The sequence below is a fragment of the Hyunsoonleella jejuensis genome, assembly GCF_900111025.1.
Classification (GTDB): domain Bacteria; phylum Bacteroidota; class Bacteroidia; order Flavobacteriales; family Flavobacteriaceae; genus Jejuia; species Jejuia jejuensis.
This window is the reverse complement of sequence record NZ_FOFN01000003.1, coordinates 110,290-136,013: the sequence shown is the minus strand read 5'-3', so window position 1 is coordinate 136,013 and position 25,724 is coordinate 110,290. Positions and strand designations below refer to the sequence as shown.

Annotated in this window: 28 protein-coding genes; 17 read left to right on the top strand and 11 right to left on the bottom strand. The window is 35.5% G+C overall.

Annotated elements, in window-relative coordinates:
* The first annotated feature begins 4 nt into the window (after positions 1-4).
* Positions 5-2,125 carry a methylmalonyl-CoA mutase gene (gene scpA, locus BMY39_RS10705; protein WP_177176586.1) on the top strand — a complete coding sequence of 707 codons (2,121 nt, stop codon included), beginning with the start codon at positions 5-7 and terminating at the stop codon, positions 2,123-2,125.
* Between the two features lie 80 nt (positions 2,126-2,205).
* Here the strand turns inward: scpA and BMY39_RS10700 are convergent, their stop codons facing one another.
* A complete protein-coding gene (locus BMY39_RS10700; RefSeq protein ID WP_092579479.1) occupies positions 2,206-4,974 on the bottom strand; it encodes a M16 family metallopeptidase in 2,769 nt (922 codons plus the stop codon).
* A 185-nt stretch (positions 4,975-5,159) separates the two neighbouring features.
* Here BMY39_RS10700 and BMY39_RS10695 point away from each other — a divergent pair, with 185 nt between their 5' ends.
* The 7 genes from BMY39_RS10695 to BMY39_RS10665 all read left to right on the top strand — a co-directional run bounded on the left by BMY39_RS10695 (position 5,160) and on the right by BMY39_RS10665 (position 10,863).
* Positions 5,160-5,924, top strand: a complete 765-nt coding sequence (locus BMY39_RS10695; RefSeq protein ID WP_092579477.1) for a ParA family protein — start codon at positions 5,160-5,162, stop codon at positions 5,922-5,924.
* A 3-nt stretch (positions 5,925-5,927) separates the two neighbouring features.
* Positions 5,928-6,845, top strand: a complete 918-nt coding sequence (locus tag BMY39_RS10690; protein WP_092579475.1) for a ParB/RepB/Spo0J family partition protein — start codon at positions 5,928-5,930, stop codon at positions 6,843-6,845.
* A complete protein-coding gene (locus BMY39_RS10685) occupies positions 6,835-7,452 on the top strand; it encodes a DUF5683 domain-containing protein (protein WP_092579473.1) in 618 nt (205 codons plus the stop codon). Before BMY39_RS10690 ends, BMY39_RS10685 begins: the two co-directional genes overlap by 11 nt.
* Before the next feature lie 32 nt (positions 7,453-7,484).
* Positions 7,485-8,189 (top strand): 4-hydroxy-tetrahydrodipicolinate reductase, encoded by a 705-nt coding sequence (gene dapB / locus BMY39_RS10680; protein ID WP_092579471.1) that lies wholly within the window; start codon positions 7,485-7,487, stop codon positions 8,187-8,189.
* Positions 8,190-8,257: 68 nt separating this feature from the next.
* Positions 8,258-9,844 carry a signal peptidase I gene (gene lepB, locus BMY39_RS10675; protein ID WP_092579469.1) on the top strand — a complete coding sequence of 529 codons (1,587 nt, stop codon included), beginning with the start codon at positions 8,258-8,260 and terminating at the stop codon, positions 9,842-9,844.
* Between the two features lie 84 nt (positions 9,845-9,928).
* Entirely contained in the window at positions 9,929-10,555 is a 627-nt protein-coding gene (locus BMY39_RS10670) for a WbqC family protein (protein ID WP_092579467.1), read from the top strand.
* Positions 10,555-10,863 carry a DUF6122 family protein gene (locus BMY39_RS10665; RefSeq protein WP_092579465.1) on the top strand — a complete coding sequence of 103 codons (309 nt, stop codon included), beginning with the start codon at positions 10,555-10,557 and terminating at the stop codon, positions 10,861-10,863. The genes BMY39_RS10670 and BMY39_RS10665 overlap by 1 nt, the downstream gene beginning before the upstream one ends.
* Before the next feature lie 9 nt (positions 10,864-10,872).
* Here the strand turns inward: BMY39_RS10665 and BMY39_RS10660 are convergent, their stop codons facing one another.
* The 8 genes from BMY39_RS10660 to BMY39_RS10625 form a co-directional block, all read right to left on the bottom strand.
* Complete coding sequence (locus tag BMY39_RS10660; RefSeq protein WP_092579463.1) at positions 10,873-11,898, bottom strand: endonuclease/exonuclease/phosphatase family protein; 1,026 nt, start codon at positions 11,896-11,898, stop codon at positions 10,873-10,875.
* 5 nt (positions 11,899-11,903) lie between these two features.
* Positions 11,904-12,749 carry a rhomboid family intramembrane serine protease gene (locus BMY39_RS10655; protein WP_092579461.1) on the bottom strand — a complete coding sequence of 282 codons (846 nt, stop codon included), beginning with the start codon at positions 12,747-12,749 and terminating at the stop codon, positions 11,904-11,906.
* Positions 12,750-13,496, bottom strand: a complete 747-nt coding sequence (locus BMY39_RS10650) for a rhomboid family intramembrane serine protease (protein ID WP_092579459.1) — start codon at positions 13,494-13,496, stop codon at positions 12,750-12,752.
* A 3-nt stretch (positions 13,497-13,499) separates the two neighbouring features.
* A complete protein-coding gene (gene mutL, locus BMY39_RS10645; protein ID WP_092579457.1) occupies positions 13,500-15,350 on the bottom strand; it encodes a DNA mismatch repair endonuclease MutL in 1,851 nt (616 codons plus the stop codon).
* A 6-nt stretch (positions 15,351-15,356) separates the two neighbouring features.
* Positions 15,357-15,635: a riboflavin synthase subunit beta gene (locus BMY39_RS10640; protein ID WP_092579455.1), complete on the bottom strand. Its 279-nt coding sequence runs from the start codon at positions 15,633-15,635 to the stop codon at positions 15,357-15,359.
* A gap of 17 nt (positions 15,636-15,652) precedes the next feature.
* Entirely contained in the window at positions 15,653-15,871 is a 219-nt protein-coding gene (locus tag BMY39_RS10635) for a hypothetical protein (protein ID WP_092579453.1), read from the bottom strand.
* A 183-nt stretch (positions 15,872-16,054) separates the two neighbouring features.
* Positions 16,055-16,540 (bottom strand): 6,7-dimethyl-8-ribityllumazine synthase, encoded by a 486-nt coding sequence (gene ribH / locus BMY39_RS10630; protein ID WP_092579451.1) that lies wholly within the window; start codon positions 16,538-16,540, stop codon positions 16,055-16,057.
* 1 nt (position 16,541) lies between these two features.
* The gene (locus BMY39_RS10625) at positions 16,542-17,312 is read right to left on the bottom strand and encodes a tetratricopeptide repeat protein (protein ID WP_092579449.1); all 771 of its coding nucleotides are present in this window, start codon (positions 17,310-17,312) and stop codon (positions 16,542-16,544) included.
* A 135-nt stretch (positions 17,313-17,447) separates the two neighbouring features.
* Between BMY39_RS10625 and recF the strand changes: the two genes are divergently transcribed.
* The 4 genes from recF (at position 17,448) to BMY39_RS10605 (ending at position 19,482) form a co-directional block, all read left to right on the top strand.
* Complete coding sequence (recF, locus tag BMY39_RS10620) at positions 17,448-18,527, top strand: DNA replication/repair protein RecF (protein ID WP_092579447.1); 1,080 nt, start codon at positions 17,448-17,450, stop codon at positions 18,525-18,527.
* A 2-nt stretch (positions 18,528-18,529) separates the two neighbouring features.
* Positions 18,530-18,826: a DciA family protein gene (locus BMY39_RS10615; RefSeq protein ID WP_092579445.1), complete on the top strand. Its 297-nt coding sequence runs from the start codon at positions 18,530-18,532 to the stop codon at positions 18,824-18,826.
* 159 nt (positions 18,827-18,985) lie between these two features.
* The gene (locus BMY39_RS10610) at positions 18,986-19,177 is read left to right on the top strand and encodes a cold-shock protein (RefSeq protein WP_092579443.1); all 192 of its coding nucleotides are present in this window, start codon (positions 18,986-18,988) and stop codon (positions 19,175-19,177) included.
* A gap of 113 nt (positions 19,178-19,290) precedes the next feature.
* Positions 19,291-19,482 carry a cold-shock protein gene (locus tag BMY39_RS10605; protein WP_092579441.1) on the top strand — a complete coding sequence of 64 codons (192 nt, stop codon included), beginning with the start codon at positions 19,291-19,293 and terminating at the stop codon, positions 19,480-19,482.
* 79 nt (positions 19,483-19,561) lie between these two features.
* Here BMY39_RS10605 and BMY39_RS10600 read toward each other — a convergent pair whose 3' ends face one another.
* Positions 19,562-19,981, bottom strand: coding sequence for a nucleoside-diphosphate kinase (locus BMY39_RS10600; RefSeq protein ID WP_092579439.1), 420 nt, complete (start codon positions 19,979-19,981; stop codon positions 19,562-19,564).
* Between the two features lie 75 nt (positions 19,982-20,056).
* Here BMY39_RS10600 and BMY39_RS10595 point away from each other — a divergent pair, with 75 nt between their 5' ends.
* The 5 genes from BMY39_RS10595 (at position 20,057) to BMY39_RS10575 (ending at position 24,222) form a co-directional block, all read left to right on the top strand.
* Complete coding sequence (locus tag BMY39_RS10595; protein ID WP_092579437.1) at positions 20,057-21,076, top strand: DHH family phosphoesterase; 1,020 nt, start codon at positions 20,057-20,059, stop codon at positions 21,074-21,076.
* On the top strand, positions 21,069-21,617 hold the full coding sequence (gene gldI, locus BMY39_RS10590) for a gliding motility-associated peptidyl-prolyl isomerase GldI (RefSeq protein WP_092579435.1): 549 nt from the start codon (positions 21,069-21,071) through the stop codon (positions 21,615-21,617). The genes BMY39_RS10595 and gldI overlap by 8 nt, the downstream gene beginning before the upstream one ends.
* Position 21,618: 1 nt before the next feature.
* Complete coding sequence (locus BMY39_RS10585) at positions 21,619-22,746, top strand: peptidylprolyl isomerase (protein WP_092579433.1); 1,128 nt, start codon at positions 21,619-21,621, stop codon at positions 22,744-22,746.
* A gap of 64 nt (positions 22,747-22,810) precedes the next feature.
* Positions 22,811-23,731, top strand: a complete 921-nt coding sequence (gene lgt, locus BMY39_RS10580) for a prolipoprotein diacylglyceryl transferase (protein WP_092579431.1) — start codon at positions 22,811-22,813, stop codon at positions 23,729-23,731.
* A 2-nt stretch (positions 23,732-23,733) separates the two neighbouring features.
* A complete protein-coding gene (locus BMY39_RS10575; RefSeq protein WP_092579429.1) occupies positions 23,734-24,222 on the top strand; it encodes a DUF192 domain-containing protein in 489 nt (162 codons plus the stop codon).
* A 9-nt stretch (positions 24,223-24,231) separates the two neighbouring features.
* Here the strand turns inward: BMY39_RS10575 and guaB are convergent, their stop codons facing one another.
* On the bottom strand, positions 24,232-25,704 hold the full coding sequence (gene guaB, locus BMY39_RS10570) for an IMP dehydrogenase (RefSeq protein WP_092579427.1): 1,473 nt from the start codon (positions 25,702-25,704) through the stop codon (positions 24,232-24,234).
* Positions 25,705-25,724: the final 20 nt, after the last annotated feature.

Sequence of the window (25,724 nt, the reverse complement as noted above, 5' to 3'; positions counted from 1 at the left end):
TGATTTGAGAAAGGACATACAACATATTGCATTAAAAACTAATGATGGAATACCTAAGCCAAAATTAAAGTACCTAAATACCGCTGAAGGCATTCAAATTAAGTCTCAATATTCAAAAACAGATATTGAAAATCTTGAGCATCTGAACTTTGCTGCAGGGATTCCCCCTTATTTACGTGGACCTTACAGCACTATGTATGTAAGACGTCCATGGACCATACGGCAATATGCTGGTTTTAGTACTGCCGAAGAGAGTAACTCGTTTTACAGGAGAAACTTAGCGGCAGGACAAAAAGGGTTATCTGTAGCTTTTGATTTAGCAACACATCGTGGCTATGACTCTGATCATGAACGCGTGGTTGGTGATGTTGGAAAAGCAGGTGTTGCCATCGACTCTGTTGCCGATATGAAAATCCTTTTTGACCAAATTCCGCTCGATAAAATGTCGGTTTCCATGACCATGAACGGTGCGGTGTTGCCAATTATGGCATTTTATATCGTAGCAGCGGAAGAGCAAGGTGTAAAGCTAGAACAGCTCTCTGGCACCATTCAAAATGATATTTTAAAAGAGTTTATGGTGCGTAACACTTATATTTATCCGCCAACGCCTTCCATGAAAATTATTTCAGATATTTTTGAATTTACAAGCAAGAACATGCCTAAATTTAATAGTATCAGTATTTCGGGATACCATATGCAAGAAGCTGGTGCTACCTGTGATATTGAATTGGCATACACCTTAGCCGATGGATTAGAATATCTAAGAACGGGTATTAAGGCAGGTATGGATATTGACACCTTTGCCCCTCGCCTGTCCTTCTTTTGGGCAATTGGTATGAATCATTTTATGGAAATTGCCAAAATGCGCGCTGCCAGAATGCTATGGGCCAAACTCGTTAAGCAATTCAACCCTAAAAACGCAAAGTCCTTAGCTTTAAGAACACATTGCCAGACTTCTGGTTGGAGTTTAACGGAGCAAGATCCATTTAATAACGTAGCAAGAACAACAATAGAAGCAGCCGCGGCTGCATTTGGTGGCACACAAAGTTTGCATACCAATGCACTGGATGAAGCTATTGCACTACCAACCGACTTTTCTGCTAGAATAGCAAGAAACACGCAGATATATTTACAAGAAGAAACCAAAATTACTAAAACGGTAGACCCATGGGCCGGTAGCTATTATGTTGAAAAACTAACACACGATATTGCAGAAAAAGCTTGGGATCTAATTCAAGAAATTGAGGATTTAGGCGGCATGACGAAAGCCATTGAAGCCGGTATTCCAAAACTAAGAATTGAAGAGGCTGCAGCAAAAAAACAGGCAAGAATTGATTCTGAACAAGACATTATAGTAGGTGTTAATAAATTCCAGTTGGAAAGAGAAGATGCCATTTCAACCTTAGAAGTGGATAACCAAACTGTTAGAAATGCTCAAATAGAACGATTACACCAGATTAAATCTTCGAGAAATTCTAATAAAGTAGCAGTTGCTTTATCAAAATTAACCAAGGCAGCCAAGACAGGACAAGAAAATTTATTAGCTTTAGCTGTTGAAGCTGCTAGAGTTCGTGCCACTTTGGGAGAAATAAGCGACGCACTGGAAGCTGAATATGGACGACATAAGGCACAAATAAAATCATTCTCTGGGGTGTACAGTAAAGCAATAGAAAACGACGATTCTTTTAAAAAAGCTCAAGAACTAGCCGATGTTTTTGCAGATCAAGATGGACGTAGACCTCGTATTATGATTGCAAAAATGGGGCAAGATGGACATGACCGTGGCGCGAAAGTAGTAGCTACAGGTTATGCCGATATTGGTTTTGATGTAGATATTGGTCCTCTATTCCAAACACCTAAAGAAGCTGCTAAACAAGCGGTTGAAAATGATGTGCATGTTTTAGGCGTATCTTCACTGGCAGCAGGACACAAAACATTGGTACCTCAAGTTATTGAAGAACTTAAAAACTATGGGCGCGACGATATCATGGTGATTGTAGGCGGCGTTATACCAAAACAAGATTATCAATTTTTGTTTGATGCCGGAGCAGTTGCCGTTTTCGGGCCTGGTACAAAAATTAGCGAAGCTGCTATTAAGATTTTAGAGATTTTGATTGATTATTAATACCAATCAATAAGTCGAACAAAAAAAAGCCAAATCATAAATACATGATTTGGCTTTTTAAATTACTCTAAAAAAGATATTTAATCCACTTTTTTATCACTCTTTATCTCAGGCTGTTTTTCAAAATCCCCAGCGCTTACAACAGTCCACTCTTCAAAAGGCTTAAAATACTTTTTAATTACTTTATTCACATCTTCAACGGTTAAGGATGTAACCTTATCCTCTATAGCTTTATAAAACATCATATCCCTGTCAAAATAAAGGTTGTCGTTTATAGTATTAGACAATTCAGCGTCTTTTGCCCTAGATACACTTTCCCCTTGCACCCAACTAGTTACAGCTACCTTTAATTCTTCTTCTGTTATACCATCGGAAATGAAGCGTTCTATTTCCTCACGAAAGCCTTTTTGAACTTTGGCTGCGTTTTCAGGAGCATAAATAGCATACACAAAAATTGAAGAATTAGCATCTTTTGGGTCGCTATCAACATTTACACTTCCTCCCGCTCCATAGCTCACTCCATCTTTTTGGCGTAATCGCGTGGTAATTCTAGAACTTAAAACGCCACCTCCAAAAATAGAACTAGCTACTTGAAGTGCAGCATAATCCTCATCTACTTGACTACCCTCAAAAGTCATAACTCCTATACTAATTGCGTTTTTCTTATCTGGAGTTTTAATTTGTTCATTTACAGCATTATTGACCTTGAATGGATCGTAAATAGGGTTGTATGGCTTGTTTACTCTAAAATCAGCAAAAGCACTATTAAAATAATCTTTTAGGGCTTGTTCGTCTATATTCCCAATTGCAACCAACGATGCACTGTTTGAAATACCGTAAAATTCTTTGTGATATGCTTTAAGCGCATCGACGGTCACCGCATTAATATATTCAATATCCTCTTCAATTGAAGTTGCATAACGCGGATGTCCTTTCTCATAACGTTGATTTAATCTACCCAATTCTTTACCTGCTAAATACTGAGGTTCTGTTTTATTACTTTCAATATTTGCAAGTTCCTGTGTTTTTAATTTTTCTAACTCGGCTTTGTCAAACGATGGATTCTTCAACATATCTGTCATTAGCGCTAGGGTTTCCATTAAATGCTCTTCAGTTGTATTGATGTTTGCTGAAATTCTTCCATTAGAACCATAAAAACGAATAGATGATTTTAAAGCACTCAATTTATCCTCAATATCTTGTCTAGAATTATTGGTTGTTCCTTTATTTAGCATTTGTGCTGTATAGCTTGCCAACTTTCCTTTATTCATAAAATCGTTAAGGCTACCATTTCTGATAATAAAAGACAGATTCACTGTATTACCACGATTGTTTTTCTTAATAAATCCGTACTCAATAGGTGATTTTTCAAGTTCTCCGGAATTCAACCTATTTTGAATGTTTTCATAAGACACATCAAATGCTTCACCTTCGCCAAGACCCTCTTTTCCTTTATAATTTGTCACCAACTCTTCTAATCCTTCGGTATGCTCAATCTCAACACGAATTGGCTTGTCTGCAGGCACAAAACTACCTACAGTTCTGTTGGTAGGAATTAAATAGCGCTGGATGGCTGCATTAACTTTTTCAGCAGTCATTGCTTCAACTCTATCTCTTTGGATAAAAGATAATCTCCAATCTCCAGCACCAATAAATTCACTCATAAACGTTCCTAAATACGCAGAGTTTCTACTTATTTGGTCATATTGCTTTAAAATATTCGCCTTTGCGCGATTAACTTCTTCTTCAGTAATAGGATTATCCTTCAAACCATCAATAAGATTTAACATCGTACTTTCTGCTTCTGTTAAAGACTTATCTGAAGGCACATTTACATTAATATAAAGAAAGGACGGTTCCTTTGTAAAAGGCGAATAAGAAAACAAACTTGCTGCTTTTTGGCCATCTACAAGGGCTTTATACAAACGTCCTGAAGGATTATCGGTTAAAATCTCCTCTGCTATTGCCATTGCAGCATATTCTTCATGTGAACCTGCCGGAATGTGATAAAGTGCAGATACTATTTGTAAATCTCCAACTCTACTTAGAGTTACACGTCTTTCACCATCCTGTGCTGGCTCTATTGTTGGCACATCGTTTAATGGCGTTTCGGGGTTTTCTAAATCTCCAAATTTTTCCTCAATAAGTTCTAGAGTTTTGTCAGTATCAAACTTACCGGTTACCATTAATATGGCGTTATCTGGTCTATAATACTTTTTGTAAAATGCTTGTAAATTCTTTATTGGTACACGCTCAATGTCAGAACGGTTTCCAATAGTAGCATTTCCATAGTTATGCCATAGGTAAGCCGTATTAATAACTTTAAGCCTTAAAACATTACTTGGAGAGTTTTCACCTCTTTCAAATTCATTTCTAACCACAGAAAACTCAGATTGTAAATCATCATTGGCAATATAGGAATTCAACATCCTATCTGCCTCCAAATCGAGAGCCCATTCAAGATTATCATCGGTAGCGTTGAATGTTTCAAAATAATTTGTTCTATCAAAATAGGTTGTGCCGTTTGGTCTCGCCCCCCTTTCTGTTAATTCCTTAGGAATGTCGGGGTGATTAGGCGTGCCTTTAAACACCATATGCTCTAAAAGGTGAGCCATTCCTTTTTCACCGTAACCTTCATGTCTAGACCCAACTAAGTAGGTAATGTTTACAGTTATGGTTTGTGCCGAATTGTCTTTAAACAATAGCACTTTTAGGCCATTGTCTAGAACATATTCTGAAATACCTTCAACTTCAGCCGTTTTTTTTATCTGGGCATTAATTTGAAGTGATAATGTTGTGGCGAGTAATAAAATCATCACCGTTTGAATAGAAGAATAATAGCTTTTCATGACTTAGTTTTTAATTTTATCAAATTTCCCATTTCGATGATATAATTTCTCACAATAAAATGTTAAAATTTAAATACATGTAAGTTTCTGTAATAACCTAAAGTTATTCAACCTCTGTTAACAAGTTAGGTTTTTATTACTCGCAAATAATTGTATTTTTACGCATTAAAAATCCAAATCGATCAATGGGCAAAATCATTGCAATTGCTAACCAAAAAGGAGGTGTAGGCAAAACTACTACTTCAGTAAACTTAGCGGCTTCCTTAGGTGTTTTAGAGAAAAAAGTACTATTAATAGATGCTGACCCTCAGGCCAATGCTAGCTCTGGGCTAGGTGTTGATGTTGAAAGTGTAGAAATTGGTACGTATCAACTTTTAGAACACTCCAATACTGCTAAAGAATCTATAATCTCAACAGAAACCCCAAATCTAGATATTATACCTGCACATATAGATTTGGTAGCCATTGAAATAGAATTGGTAGACAAAGATGAACGCGAGTATATGCTAAAAAAGGCATTGGTAGATATTAAAGATGATTACGATTTTATTTTAATTGATTGCGCACCATCTCTCGGTTTATTAACATTGAATGCTTTAACAGCTGCAGATTCGGTTTTAATCCCCATTCAATGCGAATATTTTGCTTTGGAAGGCTTAGGAAAACTATTAAACACTATAAAAAGCGTACAGAAAGTTCACAACCCAAATTTGGATTACGAAGGTTTACTGCTAACGATGTACGATTCGCGACTTAGGTTATCCAATCAGGTAGTAGAGGAAGTACAAAAGCATTTTAACGACATGGTATTTAGTACGATAATTCAAAGAAATGTGCGTTTAAGTGAAGCTCCAAGTTATGGTGAAAGTATAATTAATTACGATGCAGGTAGTAAAGGTGCCAGTAATTATTTAAGTTTAGCTGAAGAAATTATTACTAAAAACTCCTAAATTATGGCGAAGGCAACTAAGAAACAGGCTTTAGGCAGAGGTTTATCGGCACTTTTAAAAGACCCAAGTAACGATATTAAATCTGTTCAGGACAAGGATGCTGACAAAGTTATCGGCAATATTGTGGAGCTAGATATCGATGCTATAGAGGTTAATCCGTTTCAGCCTCGCACAAGTTTTAGCCAAGAATCGCTTCGTGAACTTGCTTCATCCATAAAGGAACTTGGTATCATTCAACCCATTACGGTAAGAAAGATAGAGTTTAACAAATACCAATTGGTATCAGGAGAGCGTCGATATCGCGCATCAAAACTGGTAGGCTTAGAAACTATTCCCGCATACATTAGGATTGCAAACGACCAAGAATCGCTAGAAATGGCCTTGGTTGAAAACATTCAACGACAAGATTTAGATCCAATTGAAATTGCGCTGTCCTATCAGCGTTTAATTGATGAAATAAACCTCACGCAAGAGCAGATGAGCGAGCGTGTTGGTAAAAAACGTTCTACTATTGCCAATTATTTGCGTCTTTTAAAACTCGATCCTATCATTCAAACAGGAATGCGTGATGGATTTATTTCTATGGGGCACGGTAGAGCCCTAATAGCAATTGAAGATCAAAGTGAACAATTGGATATTTACGAAGACATTCTTTCAAAAAAGCTTTCTGTTAGGGAAACTGAAGAATTGGTAAGACAGCATAATAACTCTGAGACTAAAGGTTCTACAAGCACTTCAAAACAAAGTAGTTCTGATGATATCCCAAAGCATGTTAAAAAAGGCATAAAAGATTTTTCAGAATACTTTGGACATAAAATTGACGTTAAAGTCTCTAAAAACGGAAAAGGAAAAATCATTATTCCATTTCATTCTGAAGAAGATTTTAACCGAATTAAAAAATTAGTGCAACGTGCCGAATAAACTTTTAATAGCACTTGTTTTTGCTATAGTTGGTTGTTTTTTGTCCTTTTCACAAGAAAATGATAAAACATCCCAAGATAGCATCCCTGCACCTATAATAGTTGCTGATACAATTATTAAATCTAAAACTATTGACCCGCTTCGACCTGCAAAAGCAGCGTTTTTGTCGGCAGTTTTACCTGGGTTAGGACAAGCTTACAACAAAAAATATTGGAAAATCCCGATTGTTTATGGTGCTTTAGGAACCGGCATGTATTTTTATCTAACAAACGATGAGCAATATCGCCGTTACAGAGACGCCTACAGAAGACGATTAGCAGGATTCCAGGATGATGAATTTTTAAATTTAGATGAAAACGGAAATGTTATATCTGAGCGGGTTACCGAAGATGGTTTAAGACGTGCTCAACGTTTATTTAGGCGGAATAAAGAGATTTCGCTTTTAGTAACCATTGGTTTATATGCACTAAATATTATTGATGCAAATGTTGATGCCCATTTGTTGCAGTATAATGTTGATGAAAATCTTACCTTAGCGCCGCATTATGAGCTTAACGATATAGACAGAAGTAGTACCGTTGGTTTAAGTTTAAATTGGAAATTTTAGCCCATATTGGGCATTAGGCAAAACAATAGTATATGAATATAGCTTTACTTGGATATGGTAGAATGGGCCAAACCATTGAAAAAATAGCCATAAAACGTGGTCACAATATCGTTCTTAAAGTAGATAAAGATGATAAAGATTACGATATTACCAAAGCAGATGTGGCCATAGATTTCAGTATTCCTTCTGTGGCATTTGGCAATATATCAAACTGCTTAAACAACAATGTGCCTGTGGTTTCTGGTACAACAGGTTGGCTAGAAGATTACGATAAAGCCCTTTCACTTTGTAAAGAAAAAAATGGTGCATTTATCTATGCTTCAAATTTTAGCCTAGGCGTTAATATCTTTTTTGAATTGAATAAAACCTTGGCTAAAATGATGAGTAATTTGGGGCAATATAATGTTACCATGGAGGAAATCCACCATACCAAAAAATTAGACGCCCCTAGTGGTACGGCTATTACACTGGCGGAAGGTGTTATCGAAAACAATGTGAATTATGATGACTGGAAGCTTGGTAGCGATGAAGATAAAACGATACCAATTGTAGCAAAACGTATTGAAGATGTGCCTGGAACACATACCGTGACATATGAAAGCGAAGTGGATAGTATTAGTATAGAACATATTGCCCACAACCGACAAGGATTTGCATTAGGTGCTGTTGTAGCAGCAGAATGGCTTGTTGGCAGAACAGGTGTTTTCTCGATGAATGATGTGTTAAATATTGGTTAATACCTACATAAAAATGTAACAAAACTGAAGCTTTAGGTTCTAACTGGCTTTAAAATAAAATACGAACAATGACTAATACGCAGTGGCTCATTTTTTTGCTGATTATTCAGATTATACATGGATTAGGTACATGGAAATTATACCAAAAAGCAGGTAGACAGGCTTGGGAAGCCTTCGTACCTGTGTATAACGGTGTAGTTTTAATGAAAATCATCAATCGTCCTTGGTGGTGGATTATTTTATTGTTTCTACCAATAGTGAACCTTATAATGCTTATGGTTGTTTGGGTAGAAACCGCTAGAAGTTTTGGGAAAAACACCTACTTAGATACGTTTTTAGCCGTTGTAAGTTTGGGATTTTATAATTATTACTTGAACTATGTAGCCGATGTTACCTATGTTGAGGATAGAAATTTAATGCCAAAATCTGGCTCAGGGGAATGGACGAGCTCTATTTTATTTGCCATCGTTGCAGCAACTATAGTGCATACTTATTTTATGCAACCCTTTACTATTCCTTCCTCATCATTAGAAAAATCGTTATTGGTTGGTGATTTCTTATTTGTAAGTAAATTTCATTACGGAGCGCGCGTACCCATGACTACAGTAGCTGCACCAATGGTGCACGATACTATCCCTTTATTAGATGTAAAATCGTATGCGTTTAACGACAATTTTGAAAAACGCAAAACATCTTGGATCAATAAGTTGCAATTACCTTATATGCGCCTTCCTGGGTTTCAAAAGATAAAACGTAACGATATCGTGGTGTTTAATCAACCTGCGGATACATTACGAGATATGAATATCTTTAAACCAGATAGAAACTACTACAAACCCATTGATAAAAAAACCAATTTAGTAAAGCGTTGTGTTGGCTTGCCTGGAGATTCTTTAGAAGTGCGCAATGGCTATGTATTTATTAATGGCAAACAAAACGAATTACCAGATAGGGCTAAACTTCAATTTAGCTATAATGTAACACCAAAAACACATCAATTTAATCCAAATTGGTTAGCGGAAAGATATGATATAACAGATGGTGCTTACCCAACAAATAGACAGTTTTCTAACTATTATTTTCCGGCAGTATCGGATGAGGCTTTAGAAAAATTTAAAAATCATCCTAATGTTGTTGATATCACCGTAAACAAGCAAGAAAAAGGTGTTAGAGACCCTGATATCTTTCCACATCATCCTAATTATCATTGGAATATAGACTTTTTCGGCCCATTACTCATTCCAAAAAAAGACGCCACAGTTGATATTAATTTGGAGGTTTTACCTCTATATAAACGTGTAATTACAGAATACGAAGGCAATACATTAAAAGTACAAGGCAATCAAATTTTAATTAATGGAGAGGTTGCAAATACCTATACTTTTAAACAAGATTACTATTGGATGATGGGTGATAACCGCCACAACTCAGTAGATGCAAGACGATGGGGCTTTGTGCCTTATAACCATGTGTTTGGTAAAGCTGTGTTTATTTGGATGAGTTGGGATGGCATAAAAAACCCAAGATGGGAACGCTTTTTTACTACTGTGCACGGTAAAGGCAAAGCAACATCATACTTTGTTCCGTTTTTAGTGCTTTTGATTGGATGGATAGGTTACAGCCAGTGGCGTAAACGCAAGAAGGCAAAAGCCTAAGGCTTTTTTTTTAAGTTTAAGTACTAACATCTAAAAGCTTCTATTTTTTGAAGTACCAACTTTCGAAGGAATAAAAGAATCACCATGGAAAATATTGTGCTTCACCCCACATACTTCCCAAATATTGCAAATTTTGCAGCCATAGCTCAAGCGAGTCATCTCGTTTGGGAAATGGAAGACAATTTTGTAAAACAGACGTATCGCAATCGCACTTATATTTATGGCGCGAATGGAAAAATGCTTTTGAATATCCCCGTTATTTATTCCCAAAAAAACAGACAAAAATATAAAGACGTTAAAATTTTTAATGAAGAAAAGTGGCAGTTACATCATTGGAAATCATTGCTGTCTGCTTACCATACCTCACCCTTTTTTGAATATTATGAAGACGACTTAAAGCCTTTATTTTTTGAAGAAACAGAGTATCTTATGGATTTTAATTTAAAATGCTTTGAGATTGTTTGTGATTGTTTGCAATTAGGTGTATCTGTTTCTAAAACATCATCATTCGAAAAAGAAATAAACGATACATTAGATTTAAGACATCTTGTAAACGCTAAAAAAGAAACGTCTCAAAACTTTGATGCCTACACCCAAGTGTTTGCAAACAAACATGGATTTATTCCTAATTTAAGTATTTTGGACTTGCTATTTAATGAGGGATCCAACACCTTAAATTATTTAGAATCTCAATCCATAATTCTAGCTTAATGATACAATCACTAGCTCATTATGGCTCTCACTTTCTTTTGCCTTTGGCAGTAGCACTTCTGTTTTTTAAATCAAATTGGAAAGTAGCTTATTTTATAATGCTAGCAGGTTTATTAATAGATATTGATCATGTATTAGCAACACCTGTTTTTGATCCGAACAGATGCAGCATTGGATTTCATCCGTTGCATTCCTCGTTTCCTATTTTGTTTTATATTTTTTTATGTTTTCCGAAGAAATCCAGACTTGTAGGCCTAGGATTGGTTATACACATTATCTCTGACTCGGTAGATTGTGCTTTAATGTAAAAGAGTACCCTACTCCTTAATATTAAGTGTTGTCATAATCGGATAATGGTCAGAATAATGTTCGTTGTACGCCTTAAAACGATTCACTTCAAACGTATCATCTGAAAAAATAAAATCAATTCGAACTGGAAAAAACTTGAAGTCGTAAGTTCTCCCAAAACCATTGCCCGCTTCTTTAAACGTATCATTTAAATCGCCTTTAATGGCTCTGTAAACATAAGAGAATGCCGTATTGTTAAAGTCTCCACTAATAATCATTTTATACTTGCATTGTTGTTTATGAATTAAAAAAAGTTCAGATTGAAATTGCTGCATTTTAAACGCATTACCAACACGTTTAAACAAACGTTCAGAGTTTTCCTTTTTTAAATTCTCTGCTTTTGTATCAATGCGCATTGACTCCAAATGAATATTGTAAACCCTTACAGTGTCAGCTTTAATAATCACATCTGCGTAAATGGCATTATTTGATGTTTGAGGAAACTCTACCGAACCGGAATTCACTATTGGAAAATTCGAGAATATCGCTTGTCCGTATTTTGTTTTTTTTCCGGATAGCTTTTCATATTTATACTTGAAAAAAGATAAATCAACATTCTTATGTGGATGGTACTCTTGTAAACTTAAAATATCCGGAGCTTCTGTTTTAATTAAGTCTACAATTTTAGTTTCAATACGATCCTCTGGAATCCATTTATACAAATTGAACAACCGCACATTGTAGTTCATTACTTTAAAATTATTTGGCGCATCAATACTCTTTGAAGACGAAAACTTGTAGAGCGACCCGAATGAAAAGTATCCAATAGCCAAAACAACAAAAGACAATAAAAATTGCCTTTTAAGCTTTATTAACCAATATAAAAAAAACAAAACGTTGATAAGGATTAACAATGCAACTCCTAAACTTAAAACAGAAAGTACCGAAAATGTTTTGGGAGGTAAAAAAGGAAGCACATAAGAGAGCAATAAAATAGCAGCTATTAGTCTATTGATGAACCACAACACCTTATCAATAAAACTTGCTTTTTTCATACGTTTTACTTCCCTGCTCTAAAAAGGAAATCTTTTTCTTCGGCTGTTAAACTGTCGTAACCGCTTTTACTTATCTTATCTAGAATAACATCAATCTTTTTCTGATTGTTAAACTCATTAAAATCGGCTTTAGTATAACCACCAACCTTGCTTTTATTCTTATGAACGGTTTTGAGAGGACTTTTCTTTTTAAACTTAAAAAAATTGACGATACTGTCCATGAATTTCTCAAAGCCTTTACCAATATCGTTACCTTTGGTTAGTTGTTTTGCGTAAAAATACCCTAAGAAAACACCACCTAAATGTGCTAATGAACCTCCGCCGTTACCTCCTAAAAGCCCTAATACATCTATTGCTAGAATTGCAACACCAATGTACCATAGTTTAATATTGAAAGTTATTACCCTAACTTCTTTATTGGGCATGTATGCACAAAGAAAAATCAACAGAGCCCTAACTGAGGCAGATGCCCCAACCAAAGGCACATTGATTTGACTTTTAGGTAGAAATTCATAAAATAATAAATAAAGAATCCCTCCAAAAATAGCGCCCAAAAAATAAATGTTCAGCGCCATTTTTGACGAAAATAGATTAAGAAACATACGTGCTAAAAAATACAACCATAGCATGTTTAATGCCATATGTAAAAAACCATAGTGTACAAATGAATACGTAATAATCGTCCATGGCTTGAAGACAAAACCGCTAAACTCACTAGGCAACTCCAACCACGCCAAAAATGGTTTAAAAATTACTCCTACAACAAAAACAAGTACGTTAATTACAATGATTTTTTCAAGAACATTGAGTCGTACCAATTTTTCCTTTATATCTTGATTAAGTGACGTCATTTAATACCAACGATTTCTATTAAACTGTGTCTTTTTCCAGTACCACATAATGATAGCGCCTGTTATAGCACCACCAACGTGCGCAAAGTGCGCAATGTTTGCACCTCCAAAAATTGACTGCCCTGAAAATCCTAAAATAGTTTCTAAAGCCAGAATTGCAGGAATAAAATACTTTGCCTTTACAGGTATAGGCAGAAAAATAAGCATTAATTCTGCATTTGGGTTCATCATTCCAAAAGCAGCTAAAATACCCATAATACAACCTGAGGCGCCTACCATGGTGGCCGTATAAAAATTAAATGCTTCTTGCAGCGCATTTACTTGAATTGCACTCATGCCCCTTACCCCTCTGCCATTAGCAAACATATTTAATATTTCGGTCTCAGAAAAACCTGCTGCAATTAGTTCATTAAAAGCTGGTATAAACTTAAAATAATACTCTCCCAATTGTAAGGCTAGCGCACCTAATCCCGCAGAAAAATATATAAATAAAAAGCGTTTGGAGCCCAATGCTTGTTCAACTGGTGTACCAAACATCCAAAGTGCGAACATATTAAGCGCTAAATGCATTAGCCCCCCATGCATAAACATGTGCGTTACTATTTGCCATGGCTGGAACGCTTCATTTTTAGGAAAATGCATTGCAAACCAATTAGCAAATAGCCCTTCGCCAATTGCTACAGTACCTACAAACATTATCACATTAATGATAATTAAGTGTTTTACAGTATCTGAAATCCTCATCATAATTTATATAAATTTTTTATCCAATTCATCAACACCAATGGTGATAAAAGTCACGCGATTAGTGGGTGATACATTAGGCTCCTTACAGGCAAATAATTTGTTTACAATATGTTCTTGTTCATCTTTTTTTAACGTTTGCCCTGTTTTTATTGCCAAACTCTTCGCCATAGATTTTGCCAATAAATCGGTAGCACTAAAATTAGCATCGGGCACTTCGTTTTGCACATCGCTTATCAATTGTTCGAGGATGATAGAAATTTCACTTTCTGGCACCATAACTGGAACACCTTTTATTTCTATGGATTCTTCAGTAACATTAGAAAACACAAAACCTGTGTGTTCTAAATCTTCTTTTAACTGTTTTACGATGTCAAGTTCTTGAGAAGAAAAATGCAATTCTAAAGGAAATAATAATTGTTGGCTTACACCTTCCTTAACAGTAATATCCTTTAAAAACTCCTCATATAAAATACGTTGATGGGCTCTACTTTGGTCTATTACCAATAAACCAGATTTTATAGCACTTATTATGTACTTATTATGAAATTGATATGTGGCGTTGGCCTTCTCACTAGACTCTTTTTCTTCGAAAAGTGAACTTACCGTATCATCACTCTCAAAAGTGACTTCACGAAAATCAGTAGACCCATTGCTTTTAGACTCTAATCCCACATACAAACTATCCCAATTATTAGGGGTGGGCTTAAATGATGTGGTTTGCCTACCTACTCCTTTTGGCTTAGCATCCTGAAACGGATTAAAATTGCTATCCACTTCAATTCTTGGAGCTTTTGTATTAGATTCCTTATGACCATATGGTGTATCAAGTGTGGCGTCGCGTTCAAAATCTAAAACTGGTGCTATATTAAACTGACCCAAACTATGTTTTACAGCCGATCGTAAAATAGCATACAACGTGTGTTCATCATCAAACTTTATCTCGGTTTTTGTAGGATGAATATTAATATCAATAGTTTGTGGATTTACTCGTAGGTTTAAAAAATAACTAGGGTGCGTACCTGGTTTTAATAAACCTTCAAACGCCGATAAAATAGCATGATTAAGATAGGCGCTTTTAATAAAGCGATCATTCACAAAAAAATATTGTTCACCTCTTGTTTTTTTTGCAAATTCTGGTTTACATACAAAGCCAGAAATTTTTAAAACCTCAGTATCCTCTTCAACAGGCACGAGCTTCTCGTTAGTCTTATTTCCAAAAATATTTACAATACGTTGCCTGTAATTGCTTACTGGAAGATTAAAGGTTTCACTACCATTGTTAAAAAGTGAAAAACTTATATTGGGATGTGCTAAAGCTACGCGATGAAACTCATCAATAATATGGCGTAATTCTACGGTATTCGACTTTAAAAAATTACGTCGAGCAGGTATATTAAAAAACAGATTTTTAACTGCAATAGAGGTGCCCTTAGGCGTAACTATTACATCTTGCGACGTCACTTTACTTCCTTCAATAAGTATTGCAGTACCAACATCATCCCCTTCTTGTTTAGTTTTTAAATCTACATGCGCAATAGCGGCAATACTAGCCAGGGCCTCACCTCGAAACCCTTTGGTATTTAATTGAAATAAATCATCAGCATTTCTAATTTTTGAAGTAGCATGACGCTCAAAACTTAAGCGTGCGTCTGTAACGCTCATACCCTTACCGTTATCAATCACTTGAATAAGCGTTTTACCCGCGTCTTTAACAATAAGTTTTATAACGTCGGCACCTGCGTCAATAGCATTTTCAAGTAATTCTTTAACAACCGATGCAGGACGTTGTACAACTTCTCCAGCGGCTATTTGATTTGCTACGTGGTCTGGTAAAAGTTGTATGATGTCTGCCATAAAGAGTTATGAAAAGAAAATAGATAAATCGAAACCTATAATGAATAAAAACACCAATACTAAAACTGCTACAATAATTAGCACACGCCTATTGGCTTCCTTATTTTCATTGGTTTTATAATCGTTTATAGCGTTAACAAACTTAGACTTTAGTCCGTTATTGTTTCCTACCGTAGTTCTGTGCTCATCAAATTTATGCTTAATTTCATAAGGGTTACCTTCACCCTTATAATAACGAGGCGTATAACTAAATTTCTTATTTTTTCTAACTTTTAATATTCCCATGAGTCTTAGCTTTTACCTTACATATACTTTTTTTCTAATAAGTACATGCAAATCAATAATAATACCAAAGCCAATATTAAAAAACGCATCGATATACCACCTCTAACCTTTTTACCGCTTTCCCTGCGCCATTTTGATAAATACTCTCGTTCTTCTTCATTGGCATCAAAGGCTTTATCTTCTTTGGAAAACCGAGGTTTATAATTAAAGGTTTTATGTTTTCGCTGCTTAAACACGTTTGTTACGCTTATCTCTCAAAAATACTTAAAAAAGCCCAGAATTACTGGAGCGAAGTGCTAAAAATTGTTAACAAAAAGCGTTGCAAATACCAAATTTCAAAATACTAAAACCCAAAATTTGTGCTAAGCAAAATCTCAATCCATTGGAATTTGTAATTTATATTTTTGGCATTTTTAGAGTTAACTATTCTTTCGAAGTTCGGCCATTTTAATAGCTGCAATAGCGGCCTCAGTACCTTTATTTCCGTGTTTGCCTCCAGAGCGCTCAATAGCTTGTTGCATTGTATTATCGGTAAGTACACAAAAAATAACCGGTGTTTCGCGCATAACATTAAGGTCCTTTATACCCTGAGCAACACCTTCGCAAACAAAATCAAAATGCTTTGTTTCACCTTGAATTACACTTCCAATTGCAATTACGGCATTTACCATTTGCTCTTGCATTTTTTTGCAACCGTAAACTAACTCAAAACTTCCAGGGACATTCCAACGAACAATATTGGCAGGTTGCACACCATTTTCAATAAGCGCATCGTAGGCACCTTTATACAGACCTTCGGTAATATTCGCATTCCACTCTGAAACAACAATCCCAAACCGAAATTTACTCGCGTCTGGGATTGTGTTTTTATCGTAATGTGATAAGTTTTTATTTGCGGTTGCCATATTACTTGCTTGCCAAAACCTGTGCTTTTCCTATAAATACATCAACTGTAGCCGCCTCACTAGAATCTGGGTAATCGTTCTTTATTCTTTTAAAATACCCTAGAGCTTTATCTGCCTGCCCTAACTCTAAAGCTAAAGCACCAGCCTTATATAGATACATTGGTGTAGTATACCCATTGTCACGTAAGGCAATAGCTTTTTCGTAGTAACTTAAAGCATCTTCTTTTTGTTCTAACTGTACAAACGCATCTCCAATATTTCCTTTAGCCAAAGGTGCAAGTACTTCATCATCACTATCAAACTCACTTAAATATGCAATAGCATTTTTGTAATCCTTCAATCTTAAATATGCAGTTCCTGCATAGTAGTTGGCTAAATTTGCGGCAGGTGTACCACTGTATTCCTCAATAATATCCAGCATTCCAAATTTACCTTCACCGCCGTTTAATGCTAAATTAAATAAAGAATCTTTCGCAACACCATTTACCGCTTCATTAAAATATTTCTGAGCTTGAAACATATCGTTCATTGCATTTAGCTGCTTAGGCTTAGCAACATATTCTTTGTATGCTAAAGATCCCAGAACCACAACTGCAACTAAACCAACAATAATGAAAATGTATTTTTGATTTTTTGCTACAAACGCCTCGGTCTTCGATGCTGTTTCATCCAAGGTATTAAAAACTTCCGCAGTAGTTGATCCCTCTTCTATATTTTGCTCCTTCTCCGCTTTGGTTTTAGGTTTGTATCCTCTTTTATTATAAGTTGCCATATATTCAAAATTAATATCGCGCAAAAATATAATTTTTCTTGTGATTTAAAAGGCTATTTATTTGTTATTTTTCAATAATTTGCACTTCTTTTTGCTATATTTTTGAATTAACCACGCTTTAAGTTACGCTATTTAATGATTTTAAAATCACTTTCGTTAGTCAACTATAAAAATTTTGAAAGTCAGTCTTTTAATTTCAATGAAAAGATTAATTGTTTCGTTGGAAATAATGGTGTTGGTAAAACCAATATTTTAGATGCTATTTATCACCTCTCCTTCGGAAAAAGTTATTTCAACCCTGTAGCGCTTCAAAATATTAAGCATGATGAAGATTTTTTTGTAATAAACGGAGATTATGAAAAAGATGATAAATCCGAAAAAATAGTCATTAGCCTAAAACGTGGACAAAAAAAAGTAATAAAGCGCAATGGTAAAGCCTACGAAAAGTTTAGTGAGCACATTGGGTTTTTACCGTTAGTTATTATTTCGCCTGCGGATAGGGATTTAATTATTGAAGGCAGCAGCACACGACGTAAGTTTATAGACAGTGTGATCTCACAAAGTGACAAAAGCTATTTATCGCATTTAATAAACTATAATAAAGTCCTGGCACAACGTAATGCCCTATTAAAATATTTTGCATTGAACCACACCTTTAATGCAGATACTTTGGACGTTTATAACGCCCAACTAACCGAATACGGGACGGTAATCTTTGAAAAACGAAATGCATTTTTAAAAGAATTTATTCCCATTTTTAAGTCTCGTTACGAGGCAATTAGTAATGGTAATGAGTCGGTAGATTTAGTGTATGAAAGCCATTTATCTGAAGACAACTTGAACGCATTATTAGTAAAACATATTAATAAAGACAAGGCGCTACAATACACCAGTGTAGGCGTTCATAAAGATGATTTGGTGTTTAATATTGAAGGGCATCCAGTAAAAAAGTTTGGAAGCCAAGGACAACAAAAATCGTTTTTAATTGCATTGAAATTGGCACAGTTTGATTTTATAAAAGCACAAAGCGGTGTAAACCCTATTCTATTACTGGATGATATTTTTGATAAGCTTGACGAACAACGTGTCTCTCAAATTATTAAATTAGTAGACGACGAGAATTTCGGGCAGTTATTTATTAGCGATACTCATGCCGATAGAACTGAATATGCTGTAAAGCAGGTGCATCAATCTTATGAAATATTTAAACTTTAACCATGCCCAAACGCCACAACGACCATATCAGTATTAAAGACGCATTGAAAGAGTTTTTAGAAACTAACAAACTAGAAAAAGGACTTAATAAAGTGAATGCTGCCGAAGCTTGGGCAAAATTAATGGGCAATGGTGTAAATAATTATACCACTTCGGTAAAACTAGAACGCGAAACGCTATATATACAACTCAGTTCCAGCGTGCTTAGGGAAGAATTAAGCTACGGCAAGCAAAAAATTATTGACATGCTTAACGAAGAATTAGGACAAAATCTTATAAAAAAGCTTATTTTACGTTAACAACAAGTTCCTATTCATTAAATAGCTTTTATGCTAACACTACTGTTAGCAAGCCTTTTAGAGATTTTCCTGAAAATTATCCAAAAAAAAATGTAATTAATTGATTTTTAAAGTTTTTACACAGTACCTTTGTGGCTTTAATAATTTAATTTTTTTAACATGAGTACAGGAACAGTAAAATTCTTCAACGATTCAAAAGGATTTGGATTTATTATCGAAGAAGGTTCAAACAAAGAACATTTTGTTCACATTTCTGGATTAATTGACGAAGTTCGCGAAGGCGATAACGTTGAATTTGATCTTCAGGAAGGTAGAAAAGGTTTAAACGCAGTAAACGTAAAAGTAATCTAATATATATATTATACTTTAACACTTACAACTAAGAGTCTATCAGTTTCTTGATAGACTTTTTTTGTGGTACGAACTTTGCAAACACTAACATATATTAATTTAATACAAATACAATGAGTACAGGTACAGTAAAATTTTTCAACGATTCTAAAGGATTCGGATTCATAACAGAAGAAGGATCAGAAAAAGAACATTTTGTTCACATTTCTGGATTAATTGACGAAGTTCGCGAAGGCGATAGCGTTGAATTCGATCTTCAAGAAGGCAGAAAAGGTTTAAATGCAGTAAACGTAAAAGTAGTTTAAGACATATTATTATACTTTTTTAAACAGAAAAGCCCGAGACTTAGTCTCGGGCTTTTGTTTTTTATGCTTCAAGTTTAAATTAAAACTGCTCTCTTCCAGAGAAATGAAATGCACCTTCAATGGCTGCATTCTCATCGCTATCACTTCCGTGTACTGCATTTTCGCTAATCGAATCTGCGTACATCTTTCTAATGGTACCCTCGGCAGCATCAGCAGGGTTTGTTGCACCTATTAAGGTTCTAAAATCCTCCACGGCATTATCTTTCTCCAATATTGCCGCTACTATTGGACCACGCGTCATATAACCCACCAATTCTGGGAAAAACGGACGCTCGTTATGTATCGCATAAAATGTTTCGGCGTCTGCCTTAGTCATCTGCGTTAACTTCATTGCTACAATTCTAAACCCTGAAGCTGTAATTTTTTCTAATATTGCACCAATATGCCCTTTTTCAACTGCATCTGGTTTAAGCATTGTAAATGTTCTATTTGTTGCCATTTCATTTTTTATTTGGCGCAAAAGTAAGGTATTTTCAATAAAAAGCAAGTCTAAAAAATTGTATCTTCGTTTCCTATGAATAGAAACGACATTTCCGCTATTAAAGCGTTATTAAGCACACCAAAAAACATAGTAATTGTATGCCACAAAAACCCTGACGGCGATGCTATTGGTTCTACATTAGGCTTATATCATTATCTTAAAAAACACAATCACAACGCTCAAGTAATAACTCCAAATGACTATCCTGGATTTTTAAAATGGGTACCTGGTGAGGACACTATTTTGAAATATGATAGTCAAACAGAAGTGAGCAACAAGACTATTAAAGATGCCGATATAATTTTCACCTTAGACTTTAATGCTTTTCACAGAACAGGACAAATGCAACCTGCCTTAGAAGCTTCAAAAGCCATAAAAATTTTAATCGATCACCATCAAGAACCCGATGACTATGCTGCTTACACTTACAGTGACGTGTCTATGAGTTCTACCTGTGAAATGGTATATCATTTTATAGACATGCTGGATGATGCCGATAACATTGATGTAAGTATTGCAACGTGTTTATATTTAGGTATAATGACCGATACGGGGTCGTTTCGATTCCCGTCAACCACTAGCACTACCCACAGGATTGTCGCAGAATTGATTGATAAAGGTGCTAGAAATGCAGAGGTCCACAATAATGTATATGACACAAATAGCTATAATAGATTACAACTTTTAGGGTGTGCCTTAACCAACTTAAAAGTACTACCAGAATTAAGAACCGCATACATCACCTTAACTCAGAATGAATTGCGTAAATTCGATTATAAGAAAGGTGATACCGAAGGCGTAGTAAATTATGCCTTATCTTTAGAAAACATCATTTTTGCTGCAATTTTTATTGAGGATAAGCAAGAAGGCATTATTAAAATTTCCTTACGCTCCAAAGGTGGTTTTTCGGTAAACGAGTTTTCTCGGGCTCATTTTAATGGCGGAGGACATAACAATGCTGCCGGAGGACGCAGTGAAACACCACTCGATGCAACGGTTGAAAAATTTCTTAGTATATTGCCTCAATATAAAGATGCCCTAAATCATGAATAAATTTTTCACTTTAATACTTATAGTAGTCTTTTGCTTCAGTTGTAAAACTCCAGAAGCACGCAAGCCAATTTCAGTAAAAACTGGCTCATTTATTGATGAATCTGTTGAACGCAACAAAAAGCTTAATGCCAAGGAGCAAGCGCAAATTCTAGAAATTATGTCGGCCAACGATAGCAATGCGTATATTGCCTCCGAAAATGGTTTTTGGTACTACTATAATTCACAATCTGCCGAAGAAACCTTAGAAACTCCCGATTTTGGTGATATTGTAAACTACTCCTACAATTTAAAAGATCTTAACGGGAACTTAATTTATCCTGAAGACCATTTTAAAAACTTAGAATATGCTATGGATAAACAAGAACTGTTCACTGGCCTGCGCGAAGGTTTAAAGTTGATGAAACCAGGAGAAACAGTTACTTTTTTGTTCCCATCCCAAAAAGCTTACGGCTACTATGGCGATGAAGGTAAAATAGGCACCAATGTGCCTCTTATTGCAGAAGTGACGGTCAACTCAATTACCAAAACACAAGACAATTAACATGCTTAAGTTAAATTTGATAACCGTTTATACTTTAGCGGTTTTCACCCTAGTTCTAGCAAGTTGCAAATCGCAATATTCAGAATTAGAAGATGGTATTTATGCTGAAATTAATACTACAAAAGGTAAAATGGTGGCTAAATTGCACTATAAAAAAGCACCAGTTACCTCAGCGAATTTTATCTCTTTGGCAGAAGGAACAAATAGACTTGTTGCTAAGAAATACAAAGAAAAAAAGTTTTATGATGGCTTAATTTTCCATAGAGTAATTGATAAATTTATGATTCAAGGTGGAGACCCATTAGGGAATGGTAATGGTAGCGCTGGATATCGCTTTATGGATGAATTCCATCCCGATTTAAAACATGATAAGCCAGGAGTCTTAGCAATGGCAAATCCTGGACCTAACTCCAACGGCTCCCAATTTTATATTACTGAAGTGCCTCGACCAGATTTAGATAATCGTTATAGTGTTTTTGGAGAATTGGTTATGGGCCTAGATGTACAAGACTCTATTTCGAATGTTGAAACCGATGCCAACAATAAACCCTTGGATAGTGTAATTATCAATCAACTAAATATTATTAGAAAAGGAAGCGATGCTAAAAAATTTGATGCACCCAAAGTATTTGAAAAGCATTTTGTTGAACGGGAAAAAAGAGAAAAAGTCAAAAAAGAGCGTAAGAAAAAGATAAAAGCTGACACTAGAGCAAAACATGAAAAACAAAAAGAAGAAGCTATCGCATTAGAGTCTGGTTTAAAATATTTCATTTCTGAAAAAGGAGACGGTGAACCACTAAAAGTGTTTTCAAAAGCTATGACGCATTATGCTTTGTTTTTTGATGATGGCACCTTGTTAGACACGAGTAATTTGTCTTTGGCCGAAGCTTTAGATGCTGTAAATGAAAGAAAAAAAGCTGCAAACCGATATGTACCTATTAAGGCAGATTTGAGCCCTGATGCGCCTATGATTGCAGGATTTAAAGAAGGCATGCAACAACTTAATGTAGGGGATAAAGCGACATTATTTATTCCATATCACTTGGGTTATGGTGAGGCCGGAAGTCGTGGGATTCCGCCAAAAACCAATCTTATTTTTGAGGTAGAAATTCTAAGTCTTGCTAAATAGCTAAACAAAATTTTAACACTTAAATGGTGTCAAACCTTTATATTTACAGAGTAAAATCATACACATGCACGCACTAAAGTTCGACTGGAACCCCTTAACAGGAATAGATATTATTGGTAATTTTAAACTTCACTTTTATAGCCTTATGTGGGTTATTGCTTTCGTACTGGGCTGGTACATTATGAAGCGTATCTATACCAAAGAAAAAGTAAAGTTAGAGTATTTAGACCCTATGTTTATCTATGTGGTATTATCTACTATGTTGGGTGCACGTTTAGGACATGTTTTGTTTTACCAATCTGAACTTATTAAAGAAGATTTTTTCAGCATATTCCTTCCATTTAGTTTTAAGAATGGTGTTGAATTTACAGGCTTTCAAGGGCTAGCAAGCCATGGAGCAGCAATAGGAATTATTATTGGAATGTATTTATACCGCAGAAAATACAATTACAAATCGTTGTTGTGGATTTTAGACCGCTTAGTTATACCCGTAGCATCAGGTGCAGTTTTTGTTAGAATTGGTAATTTTATAAATTCTGAAATTATCGGTAAAGCTTCTGGGGATTTTCCTTTAGGTGTGCGTTTTATTCAAGACCACTATAATAAATATGAAGCTGTTAGGCTTACTGGCATTAAAGATGTTCAAGAAGCTTATAACGCCATAGCTAATAATGCGGAGTTACTGGCAGCTGTACCATACAGGCACCCAGCGCAATTATACGAGTCGTTTTGCTACATATTTGTATTCTTAATTTTGTGGTATTTCTACTCTAAAACAGCCAAACGAGACCAAACCGGGTTTCTTTTTGGCCTATTTTTAGTATTGTTATGGACGGTACGATTTTTTGTGGAATTCGTGAAAGAAGCACAAGTAGAAAATAGAGCTGCTTGGGATTTAAACACAGGACAACTGCTTAGCATTCCTTTTGTTCTATTGGGGCTATATTTTATGTTTAAATACAAACCAAAAACAACTGTACGCTAAAAATGAAATCTTTTTTAATTGCTATTCTTATAGTATTAAGTGTTTCTACTATTTTTACGTCTTGCAAAGACGAGAAGAAAACGGTATCACAAACCGAAGTTAAGTTTACAAAAGAAGGCGAGCTAGCTATTTATAAAACTGAAACTGACTCTTTAAAAGTTGTGTTAGACATTGAAATTGCTGATACCGATTTTGATATTCAAACAGGTTTGATGTATCGTAGCAGAATGGATACCAAACAAGGTATGCTCTTTATTTTTGAAGATGAAAAAGAGCGTTTTTTCTACATGAAAAATACTAGAATTCCTTTAGACATTATCTATATCAATTCAAATAAAAAGATTTTAAGCTTTCAAAAAAATGCAAAACCTTTTGATGAGATGTCGCTTCCGTCTGGTGGTCCCGCAAAATATGTGTTAGAAATAAATGCTGGCTTATCTGATATATGGGGATTAAAAGTCGATGATTCAATCAGTTTTAAAACCCAATAATATGCTGTCCTACCTTGAATAATTAGGTGATTCCTTAGTAATCGTTACATCATGTGGATGGCTTTCGTTAATACCACTCGCTGTAATTTTAACGAATTGCCCTTTATCCTGAAGCGAAGCAATGTCTTTTGCACCGCAATAACCCATACCAGCACGTAAGCCGCCAATAAATTGATGAATACTCTCGTTCAATTCTCCTTTATATGGCACACGCCCAACAATACCTTCTGGTACTAATTTTTTAATATCATCTTCTACATCTTGAAAATAACGGTCCTTACTCCCTTGTTTCATGGCTTCAACAGACCCCATACCGCGGTAAGACTTAAATTTTCTACCCTCGTAAATAATAGTTTCTCCAGGAGATTCTTTCGTTCCCGCTAAGAGTGATCCTAACATCACAGTATCTGCCCCAGCAGCAATAGCTTTTGGAATATCACCAGTATAACGAATACCGCCATCAGCAATTACAGGAACACCTGACCCCTTTATAGCTGCAGCAACCTCTAAAACGGCTGAAAATTGAGGAAACCCAACGCCTGCAACAACCCGTGTAGTACAAATAGACCCGGGACCTATACCTACCTTTACAGCATCTGCGCCAGCTTCAACTAAATATTTTGCTGCTTCGCCAGTAGCAATATTGCCCACGATAACATCTAACTGTGGAAATTTTTTCTTTATATCTTTTAATACGCTAACCACGCCTTTTGTATGACCATGAGCTGTATCTATAACCACTGCATCTACGCCTGAGTTTACTAAAGCTGCAGCTCTATCAACCGCATCGGCAGTAACACCTATGGCAGCAGCAACACGCAAACGTCCGTATTCATCTTTATTCGCATTTGGTTTCTGGCTTAATTTTGTAATGTCCCTAAAGGTGATTAAACCAGATAGTTTATAGTTATCATCAACAATTAGTAACTTTTCAATTTTATGTTCTTGCAGAATAATTTCAGCATCTTTTAAAGAGGTGCCTACTGGTGCAGTAACTAACCTATCGCTGGTCATTACATCTGCAATAGACTTGGTATTATCATGTTCAAAACGTAAATCCCTGTTGGTAACAATACCTTTTAGTGTGCCGTCTTCAGTAACAATAGGAATACCTCCAATGCTGTGCTCTGCCATGTTTAGCTTTGCATCAGCCACGGTGGCAGTCAATGTTAAGGTTACAGGATCAATAATCATCCCACTCTCAGCACGTTTCACACGACGTACTTTCATTGCCTGTGCTTCAATAGTCATATTTTTGTGCAACACACCAATACCGCCTTCTTGTGCCATGGCTATTGCCATTTTACTCTCGGTAACAGTATCCATTGCTGCCGAAATAATAGGGACGTTAATGGTAATATTTCTGGTAAACTTAGTAGCAATACTAACTTCTCTAGGTAAAACTTCTGAGAAAGCAGGAACTAGAAGAACGTCGTCGTAAGTTAAACCTTCACCTAGAATTTTGTTTTGATGTGCAGTCATGATGCAATTAATTTAATTTC